Origin of the sequence: Nocardioides sp. Root151 (assembly GCF_001427925.1) — a bacterium.
Lineage (GTDB): Bacteria > Actinomycetota > Actinomycetes > Propionibacteriales > Nocardioidaceae > Nocardioides.
On sequence record NZ_LMGG01000004.1, the window covers coordinates 737,650 to 752,028 of the forward strand.

Annotated in this window: 15 protein-coding genes; 11 read left to right on the plus strand and 4 right to left on the minus strand. The window is 69.6% G+C overall.

Features of this window, described 5'->3' with window-relative positions:
• Positions 1 to 20 precede the first annotated feature (20 nt).
• The 4 genes from sufC to ASD66_RS12105 are packed head-to-tail and all read left to right on the plus strand — an operon-like array spanning position 21 to position 2,869.
• Entirely contained in the window at positions 21 to 779 is a 759-nt protein-coding gene (sufC, locus tag ASD66_RS12090) for a Fe-S cluster assembly ATPase SufC (protein WP_056677877.1), read from the plus strand.
• 5 nt (positions 780 to 784) lie between these two features.
• On the plus strand, positions 785 to 2,041 hold the full coding sequence (locus ASD66_RS12095) for a cysteine desulfurase (RefSeq protein WP_056891048.1): 1,257 nt from the start codon (positions 785 to 787) through the stop codon (positions 2,039 to 2,041).
• 5 nt (positions 2,042 to 2,046) lie between these two features.
• Complete coding sequence (sufU, locus tag ASD66_RS12100) at positions 2,047 to 2,520, plus strand: Fe-S cluster assembly sulfur transfer protein SufU (protein ID WP_056679338.1); 474 nt, start codon at positions 2,047 to 2,049, stop codon at positions 2,518 to 2,520.
• Complete coding sequence (locus ASD66_RS12105) at positions 2,513 to 2,869, plus strand: metal-sulfur cluster assembly factor (protein ID WP_056677883.1); 357 nt, start codon at positions 2,513 to 2,515, stop codon at positions 2,867 to 2,869. The genes sufU and ASD66_RS12105 overlap by 8 nt, the downstream gene beginning before the upstream one ends.
• Before the next feature lie 139 nt (positions 2,870 to 3,008).
• Here ASD66_RS12105 and ASD66_RS12110 read toward each other — a convergent pair whose 3' ends face one another.
• Together ASD66_RS12110 and ASD66_RS12115 are read right to left on the minus strand one after the other, a co-directional pair.
• Entirely contained in the window at positions 3,009 to 4,085 is a 1,077-nt protein-coding gene (locus ASD66_RS12110; RefSeq protein WP_056891049.1) for a hypothetical protein, read from the minus strand.
• Entirely contained in the window at positions 4,082 to 4,660 is a 579-nt protein-coding gene (locus ASD66_RS12115) for an RNA polymerase sigma factor (RefSeq protein ID WP_082599456.1), read from the minus strand. Before ASD66_RS12115 ends, ASD66_RS12110 begins: the two co-directional genes overlap by 4 nt.
• A gap of 48 nt (positions 4,661 to 4,708) precedes the next feature.
• On the opposite strand from ASD66_RS12115, the gene ASD66_RS12120 reads away from it, so the two are divergent.
• Together ASD66_RS12120 and ASD66_RS12125 are read left to right on the plus strand one after the other, a co-directional pair.
• A complete protein-coding gene (locus ASD66_RS12120) occupies positions 4,709 to 5,356 on the plus strand; it encodes an acVLRF1 family peptidyl-tRNA hydrolase (protein WP_082563559.1) in 648 nt (215 codons plus the stop codon).
• Between the two features lie 19 nt (positions 5,357 to 5,375).
• The gene (locus ASD66_RS12125; RefSeq protein ID WP_056677896.1) at positions 5,376 to 6,266 is read left to right on the plus strand and encodes a phosphotransferase; all 891 of its coding nucleotides are present in this window, start codon (positions 5,376 to 5,378) and stop codon (positions 6,264 to 6,266) included.
• Positions 6,267 to 6,270: 4 nt separating this feature from the next.
• On the opposite strand, the gene ASD66_RS12130 is transcribed toward ASD66_RS12125, so the two are convergent.
• Positions 6,271 to 7,206: a neutral zinc metallopeptidase gene (locus tag ASD66_RS12130; RefSeq protein ID WP_056891051.1), complete on the minus strand. Its 936-nt coding sequence runs from the start codon at positions 7,204 to 7,206 to the stop codon at positions 6,271 to 6,273.
• Positions 7,207 to 7,275: 69 nt separating this feature from the next.
• Between ASD66_RS12130 and ASD66_RS12135 the strand changes: the two genes are divergently transcribed.
• From ASD66_RS12135 to ASD66_RS12150, 4 genes are read left to right on the plus strand one after another with little or no spacing between them, the layout of a single operon-like run.
• Entirely contained in the window at positions 7,276 to 8,874 is a 1,599-nt protein-coding gene (locus ASD66_RS12135) for an ABC-F family ATP-binding cassette domain-containing protein (protein WP_056891052.1), read from the plus strand.
• Positions 8,875 to 8,904: 30 nt separating this feature from the next.
• Positions 8,905 to 10,788, plus strand: a complete 1,884-nt coding sequence (locus ASD66_RS12140) for an ABC transporter ATP-binding protein (RefSeq protein ID WP_056891053.1) — start codon at positions 8,905 to 8,907, stop codon at positions 10,786 to 10,788.
• Entirely contained in the window at positions 10,785 to 11,741 is a 957-nt protein-coding gene (locus ASD66_RS12145; RefSeq protein WP_056891054.1) for a D-2-hydroxyacid dehydrogenase family protein, read from the plus strand. Before ASD66_RS12140 ends, ASD66_RS12145 begins: the two co-directional genes overlap by 4 nt.
• A gap of 30 nt (positions 11,742 to 11,771) precedes the next feature.
• Positions 11,772 to 12,527 carry an SDR family oxidoreductase gene (locus ASD66_RS12150; RefSeq protein WP_056891055.1) on the plus strand — a complete coding sequence of 252 codons (756 nt, stop codon included), beginning with the start codon at positions 11,772 to 11,774 and terminating at the stop codon, positions 12,525 to 12,527.
• On the opposite strand, the gene ASD66_RS12155 is transcribed toward ASD66_RS12150, so the two are convergent.
• Complete coding sequence (locus ASD66_RS12155; protein ID WP_056891056.1) at positions 12,468 to 13,310, minus strand: SURF1 family protein; 843 nt, start codon at positions 13,308 to 13,310, stop codon at positions 12,468 to 12,470. The two genes, ASD66_RS12150 and ASD66_RS12155, sit on opposite strands and share 60 nt — an antisense overlap.
• A 69-nt stretch (positions 13,311 to 13,379) precedes the next feature.
• On the opposite strand from ASD66_RS12155, the gene moaA reads away from it, so the two are divergent.
• Positions 13,380 to 14,372: a GTP 3',8-cyclase MoaA gene (moaA, locus tag ASD66_RS12160; protein ID WP_056891057.1), complete on the plus strand. Its 993-nt coding sequence runs from the start codon at positions 13,380 to 13,382 to the stop codon at positions 14,370 to 14,372.
• The last annotated feature ends 7 nt before the right edge of the window (positions 14,373 to 14,379 follow it).

A 14,379-nucleotide genomic window follows, 5' to 3' on the forward strand; every position in this document is an offset into this window, starting at 1 on the left:
AGAGAGAAGAGAGAGCACACATGAGCACCCTGGAGATCAACGACCTGCATGTCTCGGTCGAGACCGAAGACGGCCCCAAGGAGATCCTCAAGGGCGTCACGCTGACCATCAAGGACGGCGAGACCCACGCGATCATGGGCCCGAACGGCTCCGGCAAGAGCACCCTGGCCTACTCCATCGCCGGCCACCCCAAGTACACCGTCACCGGCGGCACCGTCACCCTCGACGGCGACGACGTGCTGGCGATGAGCGTCGACGAGCGGGCCCGCGCCGGCCTCTTCCTCGCCATGCAGTACCCCGTCGAGGTGCCCGGCGTCTCGGTGTCCAACTTCCTGCGCACGGCCAAGACCGCCATCGACGGCGAGGCGCCCAAGCTGCGCACCTGGGTCAAGGACGTCAACGCCACTCTGGAGAAGCTCGACCTCGACTCCTCCTTCGGCACCCGCTCGGTCAACGAGGGCTTCTCCGGTGGTGAGAAGAAGCGCCACGAGATCGCCCAGCTCGAGCTGCTCGACCCCAAGGTCGCCATCCTCGACGAGACCGACTCGGGCCTCGACATCGACGCCCTCAAGGTCGTTTCGGACGGCGTCAACCGTTTCATCGAGGACAAGAACAAGGGCGTCCTGCTGATCACGCACTACACGCGCATCCTGCGCTACATCACGCCCGACTTCGTGCACGTCTTCGTCAACGGCAAGGTCGCCGAGTCCGGCGGTCCTGACCTCGCCGATGAGCTCGAGGCCAACGGCTACGACAAGTACGTCTCCGCGGCGGTCTGATCCCCATGGACGGGTTGCTCCCCGAGCTGGAAGTCATCCGCAAGGACTTCCCGATCCTCGAACGCCAGCTGGCGGGCGGGATGCCGCTGGTCTACCTCGACAGCGCCAACACCTCGCAGAAGCCGCAGGTGGTCATAGACACGATGGTCGACCACCTCGAGCACCACAACGCGAACGTGGCACGCGCCATGCACCAGCTCGGAGCAGAGTCGTCCGAGGCGTTCGAGAACGCGCGCGACAAGGTCGCCGCGTTCATCAACGCCCCCTCGCGCGACGAGGTGATCTTCACCAAGAACGCCTCCGAGGCGCTCAACCTGGTGGCGAACACGCTGGCCTGGGCCCGTGGCCCGCTCGAGATCGGGGAGGGCGACGAGGTCGTCATCACCGAGATGGAGCACCACTCCAACATCGTGCCGTGGCAGCTGCTCACCGAGCGCAAGGGCGCCACGCTGCGCTGGTTCGGGCTCACCGACGACGGACAGCTCGACCTGTCGAACATCGACTCCCTGATCACCGAGAAGACCAAGGTCGTCTCGCTGACGTGGGTCTCCAACATGCTCGGCACGATCAACCCGATCGAGGAGATCGCCCGCCGTGCCCACGAGGTCGGCGCGATCGTGGTCGTCGACGCGTCGCAGGCGGTGCCGCAGATGGCCGTCGACGTCGTGGAGTCCGGTGCGGACCTGCTGGCCTTCACCGGCCACAAGGTGGTCGGCCCGACCGGCATCGGCGTGCTCTGGGGCAAGCGTGAGGTCCTCGACCAGCTGCCGCCGTTCCTCGGTGGTGGCGAGATGATCGAGACCGTGGCGATGGAGCGGTCGACGTACGCCGGCATCCCGCACAAGTTCGAGGCCGGCACCCCGCCGATTGTCGAGGCCGTGGGTCTCGGCGCGGCCGTGGACTACCTCGGCCACGTCGGCATGGACGCCATCCGCGCCCACGAGCACGCGATCACCGCCTACGCCCTCGACGGCCTGGCCACCGTGCCCGGCCTGACCGTGCTCGGCCCGCTCGACGCCGCACTGCGCGGCGGAGCGATCTCCTTCGAGATCGACGGCGTGCACCCCCACGACGTGGCCCAGGTGCTCGACTCGCGTGGTGTCGCGGTCCGCGCCGGTCACCACTGCGCGAAGCCGGCCCACAAGCGCTTCGGCGTGCAGGCCTCGACGCGCGCCTCGTCGTACCTCTACACGACGCCGGCCGAGATCGACGCCCTCGTCGAGGGGCTGGAATACACCCGCTCCTACTTCAAGTTGGGTTGATCATCATGAGCCAGGAACTCGACACCCTCTATCAAGAGATCATTCTCGACCACTACAAGAACCCCTTGAACAAGGGTCTCCGTGACCCGTTCGAGGCCGAGGTGCACCACGTCAACCCCACGTGCGGTGACGAGGTGACCCTCCGGGTGCACATTGCCGGAGGCGTCGTCGAGGACGTCTCCTACGACTCGGTCGGCTGCTCCATCTCGCAGGCGTCGGCCTCGGTGATGACCGACCTAGTGATCGGCAAGCCGGTCGACGAGGCAATGCAGATCCACGCGACCTTCCAGGAGCTCATGCAGGGCCGCGGCAACGTGGAGCCCGATGAGGACGTCCTCGAGGACGGCATCGCCTTCGCCGGTGTCGCGAAGTTCCCGGCCCGGGTCAAGTGCGCCCTGCTGTCGTGGATGGCATGGAAGGACGCGACGGCCCAGATCGTTGCCAGCTCAGCGGACAACAAGGAGACCACCAATGGCTGACCACTCTGACATTCCCGAGGCGCCTGTGGGCACCACCACGACCGTCTCCAAGGACGACGTCGTCGAGGCGATGAAGGACGTCGTCGACCCCGAGCTCGGCATCAACGTCGTCGACCTCGGCCTGGTCTACGACGTGCACCTCGACGAGGGCTCCAATGTCGTGCTCGACATGACGCTGACGTCGGCGGCCTGCCCGCTGACCGACGTGATCCAGGACCAGACGAACTCCGCGCTCGAGGGGATCGTCAACGACGTGGCGATCAACTGGGTCTGGATGCCGCCGTGGGGCCCGGACAAGATCACCGACGACGGACGCGAGCAGCTGCGCGCCCTCGGCTTCAACGTCTGACCGACTTGGTCGAGACCCGACCCGGATCGTGCCTGTGCATGATCCGGGTCGGGTTCTCGCGATTTGCTGTGTCACGACGGCACACCTGCACGATCGTGGTCGCCGAGGAAGGGCGACCGGGGCGCACTGACTCCCGGGGTCACTCGTATGCCGGCAGTGGTGGATCGAAGGTGAGGTCGACGTACGGCGCCTCGTCCTTGCGCTGGTCTGTCGGCCACGTCCCGGTGCCGGCGTACGTCGTGCCGTCGAGGGTCAGGTCGACGGCGTAGGTGAAAGGCGCCGGGCCGAGCCTGGCGGCCTGTCGCGCCTGGGCGCGGGTGCCCGAGAACGAGAGCGTGCCCTCGGCGATGCACTCGTGGCCGATCACTCGCTCGGTGTCCAACTGCATGGAGTTGCCGTTGGCAGCGGTCACGGTGACGACGACGCTCGCCTTCCCCGGTGATCGGTCCAGCCCGGAGAAGACCAGCTCGAGACTGCTCGGTGCCTGAACCTCGCCGCCGTCGCCAGCCTCGACGAGGCTCATGTAGGAGCGGGGCGGCGGCACGGTGCCGGCGGTGGGCGTCTCCCAGGCGAAGGTGGCCACTGCATCTCCCTGTGGGCCGCGGCCGAAGACGTCGACCTCCCACGCCGCGGCAGGCCCCACGGGATCGATCCGGAAGGTCTGCGCTCCCGTCTTCTCCACCGGCACCGTGAAGCTCTGTGCACAGGGCGCGGCGTCCGACGGACGGAAGGTCGCCTCGAACGTCCATCCGTCGGCGGGGAAGGTGAACTCGACGTCATCCGGGCTGCCCGCCGCAACAGGGTTCTTCGGGGGCATGCCGTCGGAGCACGTCTGCGTGACCACCCCTTCGCCGTCGGGCGGTCCGCTCCAGCACGACGTCCACGGGTCGAGGTCTCGATCGCCGGCGGCGAGGTTCAGGATGATGGGCAGTGGCAGCGCTGGGTCGAACGTGCGACCCGAGCCCTTGGTGGCGCTTGCCGACGGGGACTCGCTCGAGGCGACGTCCGTGCGTCCATTGCCCACGGGATCCTCCTGCAGCACTCCGGTGGCCACGAAGACGCCGCCGATGACGGCGACCACGGCGATGGCCGCAACTGCACCACGACGCCGGTTGCGTCGGCGATCACGGACCGCGACGACCTCATCGAAGGGTGGGGTCGTGGATGGGATCGCTGCGGACACCTCGTCCGACAGGCGCCTCTCAAAGTCACTCATGTCGTGCTCCGTTCCTCATCGGCCAGCAGCGGGGCGAGCGCCGTACGCGCCCGTGACAGCCGCGACTTGACCGTGCCAACAGGGACGTGGAGCCGGTCCGCGACCTCCTGCACCGGGAGGTCACACACGTGATGCAGCACCAGGACCGCGCGCTGCTCGACCGGCAGGCCGGCAAGCGCAGCGGACAGCTCGACACCGGCAGCGGGGTCCGTCGGTGCGGCCATCGAGGCACGGCGCCCCAGCCGCTGCAGCCCGAGCCGGGCCACCTTGAGCCGCCGCTTCCTTGAGATGAGCAGGCGCACCGCAACGGTGCGCACCCATGCCTCGGGGTCGTCGTACGTGCGCACCTTCGGCCAGTGCTGCAGGAGCCTGACGAAGCTCTCCTGGGCGACTTCCTCCGCGTCGGCGCGATCACCACCGACGACCGTGAGCAGGCCGATCAGGGGTGCGCACGCGTGTGCGTACAGCTCGGCAAGCTCCTCGGTCTCCACACGGACAACACGCGCCGACGCGGCCCCGGGTTCCCGGACCAGCTCATTTTCCTGGGGAACGTCTTCGGTGGGTGGTTGCGGCATGGTGGTGAGACGGTACGGCGCACCCGACCGTTCCGCTAGCCTCGCCGGGTGACAACTCTCCTGGTGCCGGCGATGCGGATCGCGCGCTGGGTGGAGAACTTCGAGGCTCGCCACGACGGCTGCGACCTGGCGGTGTCCGGGGGAGCGCTGACCGGGCTCGGTGGTGACGGGTCGACGTTCGAGGCGCTCCCACCGTTCGGCAGGGCGTACGACGACCGCGCCGACCCGTCCGACTTCCTCGATGCCTGCAGCCCACCGGCCCAGTGGGGCGTGCTCCTGGTGCGCAAGGGCGGGTTCGCGATCGCCAGACTGGAGGGCGACGCGGTCGTCGAGTCCAAGGTCGGGCAGCGCCACGTGCAGGGACGCACCAAGGCCGGCGGCCAGAGCCAGCAACGCTTCGCCCGACGCCGCGACAACCAGGCCAGGCAGGCCTACGAGGCCGCGGCCGGCCACGCCGTACGCATCCTGGGTCCGTTCGAGGAGAGACTCCGCTCGGCCGCCGGTGACCCCGACGTGGTGCTGGTGACCGGGGGAGACCACGAAGCCGTCGAGGCCGTGCTCGTCGACCAGCGGCTCCGGATGCTCGCGACCAGGGTGGTCGAGCCCTTCCTGGCCGTGCCCGACCCGCGCCGTTCGGTGCTCGAAGCCGCCATCGCGGACGCGGGTTCTGTCAGGATGACGGTCGTCAACACCTGACGAGACCGCAGGAGTCAGCATGTGGCAGCCCGAACCAGGCTGGCAACCCGTGCCCGGAGGCATGGGGACCTCGACCGTGGGTGTGTGGCGTTGCGGCGACCAAGTGGTCAAGCGGCTCCAGGCGCCCCTGCCGGGTGACCCGGGAGAGCTCTCGGACCGGTCGCACTTCGCGTGGTGGCGGCGCCCGGCCGAGGTCGCGACGTCCGGTGTGGTCGACGAGACGCCCGGCCTGCGCAGCGTCCGCGCAGCCAAGGTCGAGGAGGACGACGAGGGCATCACGCTGTGGCACGCGTACGTCGAGAGCGAGACGCTGCCCGGTCCGTTCGTGGCGCGGGCGCTCGGCCGGTTCGCCGGCGCCGACCTGCCGGCGTACCCCTGGCTGGCGAGGCGTCAGCTGGCCACGCGGCTGGCCAGGGTGGAGCACAACGGCGGCTGGCGCACCCTGGAACGTACGACGGTCGCGGATGTCGCCGACCGGTTGTGGCAGCTGCGCGGCCAGCACCTCGACGTACTCGACGGGCTGCCGGAGGTGGCGCAGCACGGCGACCCCGCCGCGGCCAACCTGATCGCCCGCGACGGTGACGACGTCGTGGCCATCGACTGGTCGATGTTGGGGATCGGGCCGGTCGGCGCGGACCTGGGCTACCTCGCCCTGACCGCGCGCGAGGACTTCGACGTGCTGGTCGACGCCTACGCCGACGGTCTTCCGGCGGGCATTGCCACGCGGGCGCAGGTGCTGCTCGGCGCCAGGATCAACGCCGTCCACACCGCGATGTCGCGTGCCGAATGGGCGCTGGCACGGGTGGCCGACGGACCCGGCGCGCTGGCCGGGAAGTACCGCCACCCGAGCGTGGCGCCCTACCTGCGCTCGTTGCAGCGCCTCTTCCCGCAGATCGAGGCGCTGCTCTGACGGGCTAGTTCCAGATGTCGCAGGCCTCGTAGTCGCCGGAGTCGTAGCCGGTCTTGAACCACTTCATCCGCTCCTCCGAGGAACCGTGGGTCCACTGGTTCGCATCGACCCGGCCGCCGGTGACCTCCTGGATGTGGTCGTCGCCGACCGTGTAGGCGGCGCCGACGGCCTCCTCGATGTCGGCGTCGTCGATGGTGAGGATCTGCTCGCCGTTGTCGTCCTTGAGCGACTCGATGTGGTGGGTCCACAGGCCGGCGTAGCAGTCGGCCTGGAGCTCGAGCTTGACCGCGTCGCTGTCGGCACCCTGCTGGGTCTTCACGTTCTTCATCTGTCCGGTGATGTTCTGGATGTGGTGGCCGTACTCGTGGCCGAGTACGTAGGGCTCCACGAAGTCGCCGCCCTTGCCACCCAGCTGGCCTTCGAGCACGTCGTCGAAGAACGTCGGGTCGAGGTAGATGGTCTGGTCGGAGGGGCAGTAGAACGGTCCGACCGCGGACGTGGCGCCACCGCAGCCGGTATTGGTCGAGCCGGAGAACGTCACAGCCGGGGCCGCGACGAAGTCGCCGCTCTTGAACTGTGAGGACCAGTAGGTCTCCAGCAGCTGGAGGATCGCCTTGCGCGAGCACACCTCCGAGTTGTTGGCGTCCTCGCCGGTCTTGCACTCGTCGTAGGCATCAGCCTCCTGCTGTTGGGCAGGGTCGCTGCCGGCCGCGTTGTTCTGCGAACCCCCGTCGCCCTGGTTGATGCCGGGGATGCTGCCGTTGTTGCACATGGTGACCAGGAAGGCGATCACCAGGATCAGCAGGCCGATCTTGCCGCCGCCGGCACCGGTCGGGATCGGCAACTTCATGCCGCCGCCACGTCCGCCGAGCCCGCCACCGCCGCCACCGGCATCGGAGACCTTTCCCGAATCGATCCGTGCCTTGGGATTGAAGCGCATGCTGCGTCCTTCCTGATGCCCGTGCGGATGCCGGGGGAGACCCTTCTCCCACGTACACTAACGATCCTGATGATCACCGCACAGCAACTAGAGGTCCGTGCCGGTGCGCGTCTCCTCATGGAGAACGTAAGTTTCCGCGTGGCAGCAGGCGACAAGGTCGGCCTGGTCGGTCGCAACGGTGCCGGCAAGACGACCCTCACGAAGATTCTCGCCGGCGAAGCACTGCCCGCCTCCGGCAAGGTCCTGTCGACCGGTGAGGTCGGCTACCTGCCCCAGGATCCCCGCACGGGCGACCCCGAGGTGATGGCCCGCGACCGGATCCTGTCCGCGCGTGGCCTCGACGACGTCGTACGTCGACTGCGACAGGCCGAGGCCGACATGGGGTCGGAGGACGCCGCCATCTCCGAGCGCGCGATGAAGCAGTACGCCCGCGCCGACAACGAGCTGCACGCCGGCGGAGGGTACGCCGCCGAGTCCGAGGCGGCCACGATCGCGGCGAGTCTCGGCATCGAGGAGCGCATCCTCACCCAACCGCTCAGGACGCTCTCCGGTGGCCAGCGCCGCCGGGTCGAACTGGCCCGCATCCTCTTCTCCGACGCCGAGGTGATGCTCCTCGACGAGCCCACCAACCACCTCGACGTCGACTCGATCGTGTGGCTGCGCGACTTCCTGAAGAACTACAAGGGCGGGCTGATCGTGATCAGCCACGACAACGACCTCCTCGAGGCGACGGTCAACAAGGTCATGCACCTTGACGCCAACCGGGCCGAGATCGACGTCTACAACATGGGCTGGAAGAACTACCTGACCCAGCGCGAGACCGACGAGCGGCGCCGCAAGCGCGAGCGGGCCAACGCCGAGACCAAGGCCAAGACGCTCACCGACCAGGCCAACCGCATGCGGGCCAAGGCCAGCAAGGCGACCGCCGCCCAGTCGATGCTCAAGCGCGCCGAGAAGATGATGGCCGGCCTCGAGGGCGAGCGCCAGGCCGACAAGGTCGCGAAGATCAAGTTCCCGGCTCCTGCCGCGTGTGGCAAGACCCCGTTGACCGCCAAGGAGCTCTCGAAGTCCTACGGTTCGCTCGAGGTCTTCATGGACGTCGACCTGGCCATCGACAAGGGCAGCCGCGTCGTCATCCTCGGGTTCAACGGCGCCGGCAAGACCACGATGCTGCGCATCCTGGCCGGCGTCGACCGCCCCGACACCGGCGAGGTCATCCCGGGCCACGGGCTCAAGGTCGGCTACTACGCCCAGGAGCACGAGACCCTCGACACCAGCCGCACCGTCCTGGAGAACATGCAGTCCGCGGCGCCGCAGCTGACCGACACCGAGGCCCGCAGCGTCCTCGGCTCGTTCCTCTTCTCCGGTGACGACGCGCACAAGTCGGCCGCCGTACTCTCGGGTGGTGAGAAGACGCGCCTGGCCCTGGCCAGCCTGGTCGTCTCCAGCGCCAACGTGCTGCTGCTCGACGAGCCCACCAACAACCTCGACCCCGCCTCCCGCGAGGAGGTGCTGGCCGCGATCCGTACCTACGAGGGCGCGATCATCCTTGTCACCCACGACGAAGGTGCCGTGCGCGCCCTCGAGCCCGACCGCGTGCTGTTGCTGCCCGACGGCGACGAGGACCTGTGGAACGAGGGGTACGCCGACCTGGTCTCGCTGGCCTGACATGGGCGGTTCTGATCTGAGGGGCCAGCCATGTCCGGCATGAGCGGGATGGGCGCCACCTGGCGCAACCTGCGCACCGACCGCAGCGTCGCCGACAGCAAGCTCGACCGGGGCACCGTGCGTCGGGTCCTGTCGTTCGCGCGTCCGCACCGACGCCTGATCGCCGGGTTCCTGGCCTTGACGGTCGTCGACGCCTGCCTCGTCGTGGTGACACCGCTGCTGGTGCAGCGGATCGTCGACGACGGCGTGCTGAAGTCCGACATGGGCCTGGTGGCCTGGCTGGCGTCGGCGATGGCCGGAGTGGCGATCTTCAGCGGCCTGCTCGCCATCGCGTCGGGCTACCTCTCCTCACGCATCGGCGAGGGCCTGATCTTCGACCTGCGCACCCGGGTCTTCGGGCACGTGCAGCGCCAGTCACTGGCGTTCTTCACCCGCACCCAGACCGGTGCGCTGGTCTCGCGGCTCAACAACGACGTGATCGGCGCCCAGCGCGCGTTCACCTCCACGTTGTCGAGCACGGTCTCCAACGGCATATCGGTTGTCGTGGTCGGCATCGCCATGCTGGCGCTGAGCTGGCAGGTGACGCTGCTGTGCCTGATGCTCTTCCCGATCCTGCTGCTGGCCTCCCGCTGGGTCAGTCAGCGGCTGGCCGGGCTGACCCGCGATCAGATGGACGGCAACGCCGACATGGGCAACGCCATGACCGAGCGGTTCAACGTGGGTGGCGCGATGCTGCTCAAGCTCTTCGGCCGCCGTGACGAGGAAGACGCACTCTTCGCCGAGAAGGCCGGCAAGGTGCGTGACCTCGGCGTCCGCATCTCGCTGATCACCCGCATCTTCGCGGCCGTGATGATGACCGTGCCGGCGTTGGCCACCGCGCTGGTCTACGGCGTGGGCGGCTACCTGGCCATCCACGAGAAGCTGACCGTCGGCACCATGCTGGCGCTGGCCACCCTGCTGCTCCGGCTGCTCGGTCCGATGCAGGGTCTCTCCAACGTGCGCATCGACGTGATGACCGCGCTGGTCAGCTTCGAGCGGGTCTTCGAGGTGCTCGACCTGCCGTCCCTGGTGCAGGAGAAGCCGGACGCCGTCGTGCTTCCGCGCAGTGCGTCACGGGTCGAGTTCCGCGACGTCGCGTTCGCCTACCCACGCGCCGACGAGGTGTCCCTGGCCTCGCTCGAGGTGGTGGCCCGCAAGGAGAGCCGCGACTCCGGCGAGGTGCTGCACGACATCGGGTTCGTCGCCGAGCCCGGCCAGATGGTGGCCCTGGTCGGGCCCTCCGGGGCCGGCAAGAGCACGATCACCCACCTCGTCGCCAGGTTGTACGACGTCCGCGGCGGCTCGGTGCACGTGGGGGACCACGACGTGCGCGACGTGACCCTGGAGTCGCTGGAGAACGTGGTCGGCTACGTCACCCAGGACTCGCACATGTTCCACGACACGATCCGGGCGAACCTGCTCTACGCCCGACGCGAGGCCGACGACCGCGCCATCTGGAACGCCCTCCATGCAGCCCAGATCGGGCGGCTCGTGGAGAACCTGCCCGACGGCCTCGACACCGTCGTCGGCGACCGCGGCTACCGGCTCTCCGGCGGTGAGCGCCAGCGCCTCGCCATCGCGCGACTGCTGCTGAAGGCGCCCGCGATCGTCGTACTCGACGAGGCCACAGCGCACCTCGACTCCGAGTCCGAGGCGGCGGTGCAGCGGGCCCTCGACGCCGCTCTCGTCGGCCGCACGTCGCTGGTGATCGCGCACCGCCTCTCGACCGTGCGCGGTGCCGACCTGATCCTGGTGGTCGATGACGGCCGCGTGGTCCAGCGCGGCACCCACGCCGAGCTCCTGGCGCAGGGTGGCCTCTACGGGCTGCTCCACCGCACCCAGTTCATCGACGAGACCGCCGGAGGACGACCGTGACCCTCAGGTGTGCCGTCCTCGACGACTACCAGGCCGTGGCCGAGGGGCTGGCCGACTGGGCCGCCCTCGACGACGTGCAGGTGCGGTTCCTGCACGACCACCTGCCCGACGAGGACGCCTGCGCCGAGACACTGGCCGATGCCGACATCCTCGTGGTGATGCGCGAACGCACGCCGATCACCGCGACCCTGCTGGCCCGGCTGCCCCGGCTGAAGCTGGTCGTGACCAGCGGTCTGCGCAACGCCTCCATCGACCTCGACGCGGCCCGCGCACGCGGCGTGGTGGTCTGCGGAACACCGAGCGCGTCCGAGCCGCCCACCGAGCTGACCTGGGCCCTCGTCCTCGGTCTCGCCCGCGGGCTCCACGTCGAGGTCCCGTCCTTCGCGTCGGGCGGCCCGTGGCAGAGCACCCTCGGCGCCGACCTGCACGGAGCCGTGCTCGGTGTCGTCGGCCTCGGCAAGATCGGCTCCCGCGTGGCACGGATCGGGCAGGCCTTCGGCATGGATGTCGTGGCCTGGAGCCCCCACCTGACCGACGAACGCTGCGCCGAGGTCGGCGTACGCCGGGCAGCGGACCTGCCCACGCTGCTCGCGGAGAGCGACTTCACGACCCTCCACCTGGTGCTGGCCGAGGCCACCCGGGGCATCATCGGCCGCGCCGAGCTGGCCGCCATGAAGCCGTCGGCGTTTCTCGTCAACACCTCCCGCGCCGGCCTGGTCGACACCCCGGCGCTCGTCGAGGCGCTGCAGGACGGTCGCCTCGCCGGGGCCGGTCTCGACGTGTTCGACACCGAGCCGCTGCCGCTCGACGACGCGCTGCGTGGCCTGCCGAACGTCCTGGCCACGCCGCACCTCGGCTACGTGACGCGGCGCAACTATGCGGGCTACTTCACCGGCGCCGTCGAGGACATCGCCGCCTGGCAGGCCGGCTCCCCGGTGCGCCTGCTGACCTGAGCGCCCACCCCGGGTGGCAGGATTCGCGGTATGGACCTCAACGTTCGTGACCGCGTCTACGTCATCACCGGGGGAGCCCGCGGCCTGGGCCGCGCCACCGCCGACCAGCTTGTCGCCGACGGTGCACGGGTGGTGCTGTCGGGGCGCAGCCGTGACTCCCTCGACGCCGCCGTGGCCGAGCTCGGCGAGGGGGCGGTCGCGGTCGAGGCCGACAACTCGGACCCCGCCGCACCGGGTCGCCTGGTCGCCGCGGCACAGGACACCTGGGGCCGGCTCGACGGAGTGCTGATCTCCGTCGGCGGACCGCCCAAGGGCAGCGTGACCGGCACCAGCGACGCAGACTGGACCACGTCCTTCGAGTCCGTCTTCCTGGGCGCCGTGCGCGTGGCCCGCGAGGTCGCCGCGGTGCTGGAGGAGGGCGGATCCATCACGTTCGTGCTCTCGGTCTCCGCGAAGGCGCCGCTGGCCGACATGGCGATCTCCAACGGGCTGCGCCCCGGCCTGGCGATGGTGGCCAAGCAGCTCGCCGACGAGCTGGGCCCCCGGGGCATCCGGGTGAACGGGCTGATGCCCGGGCGCATCGACACCGAGCGGGTGCGCGAGCTCGACGCGGCCGGTGGCGACGCCGAGGCCTCCAAGGCACAGCAGCTCAGCTCGATCCCGCTGCGGCGCTACGGCACCCCGGACGAGTTCGGTCGGACGGCGGCGTTCCTGATGTCGCCGGCGTCAGGCTTTGTCAGCGGGGTGCTGCTTGCGGTTGACGGTGGGCTTTCGCGCCCCCTGTGACCGCCCCCGCGGCTCCTGTTCTTGTTTCGAGCGCCGTGGGCGGCGCGTCCGCTGGGAGCTATTGCCGCTCCACTCGTCGTACGCCATCCAGAAGAAGCCGATGATCGCGAGCAGCCCGAAGAACCACCACTGCAGGCCGTAGAAGAAGTGCGGTCCGTTGTTCCTCTCGGGTGTCTCGGCCCCGGCCAGGGGTTGTTCCGGCTCGGGGTCCTCCGAGACGAGGTCGACGAAGCCGCCGTACGTCGTGAGGTCGAGCGCCTCGGCGATGTGCTTGCTGGAGATCGAGCGCGTGGAGTGGTCGGAGACCTTGGTGGAGTCCCCGGACGCGTCCTTGCGGACCCACCCGGTCACGGTCACCTGGCCCTCCGGGGGCGCGGGGACGTCGTCGGGCCGGGCGCCGCTGTTCTGCGTGGCCAGCCAGCCGCGGTCGACCAGCAGCGCCGTCCCCGACGAGGTGACCAGTGGGACGACCACGTCGACACCGGACTGGCCGTCGCGCGTGCGGTAGCGCACGATCACGGTGTCGTCGACGTCGTACTCGCCGGTGGCCGTGACCCGCAGCCACTCGTGCTCGGTGTCGACCGTGCCGCCGGGGGAGAGGACCTCGTCCACCGGCACCGGATCAGCGCTCGTGTTGCGCTCCACGATCGCGTTGGAGGCCTTGCGGTCCTCCAACCGGTGGAACTGCCACTCACCCAGTCGCCAGGCCACCCAGGCGAGGGCGAGGACGACCAGGAAGAAGACGATCCACCGCCGGGTGAAGAGGAACGACAGGGATCTCACGCGGTCGAGGTTATCCCGACACGGCACCGCGAATCGGAGCGGGTAGGACCGGCCAACTAGGATGGGGTGATGCAGACCCTGAGTGACGCCTTCGGCCGTACGGCGACGGATCTGCGCGTCTCGCTGACGGACCGGTGCAACCTGCGGTGTTCCTACTGCATGCCGGCCGAAGGCCTCGACTGGCTGCCCGACGACTCCGTCCTCACCGACGACGAGCTGGTCCGGCTGGTCGGCGTCGCCACGAACCTGCTCGGCGTGCGCGAGGTCCGGTTCACCGGCGGCGAACCGCTGGTGCGACGGGGACTGGTCGACATCGTCCGGCGTACCGCCGCGCTGGAGCCGCGCCCCGAGATCTCGTTGACCACCAACGCCCTCGGGCTGGCTCGCAACGCCCAGGCGCTGGCCGAGGCGGGGCTCGACCGGGTCAACGTCAGCCTCGACACGATCCGCCCGGAGACGTTCGCCGAGATCACGCGTCGCGACCGGTTGCACGATGTGGTGGCCGGCCTCGAGGCCGCCCACGCCGCCGGCCTCGGACCCGTGAAGATCAACGCCGTGCTGCTGCGTGGCGTCAACGACGACCAGGCCCCCGAGCTGTTGCAGTGGTCGCTCGACCGCGGCTACGAGCTGCGGTTCATCGAGCAGATGCCGCTCGACGCCCAGCACGGCTGGCGACGCGACACGATGATCACCGCCGACGAGATCCTCGCAACGCTCGAGGCCGAGTTCGACCTGTCTCCTGCCGAGGAGCCGCGGGGCAGCGCGCCGGCCGAGCGGTTCAGCGTCAACGGGGGCCCGGCCACGGTCGGCGTCATCGCCTCGGTGACCCGCCCGTTCTGCGGCGACTGCGACCGGGTCCGGCTGACCGCCGACGGGCAGGTGCGCAACTGCCTGTTCGCGCGCGAGGAGTCCGACCTGCGTACAGCGCTGCGCGCCGGTGCCACCGACGCCGAGCTGGCCGAACGCTGGATCGCCGCCGTGGTCGGCAAGCTGCCCGGGCACGGCATCAACGACCCGTCGTTCCTCCAGCCGACCCGGCCGATGTCCGCGATCGGCGGCTGACCCGCTT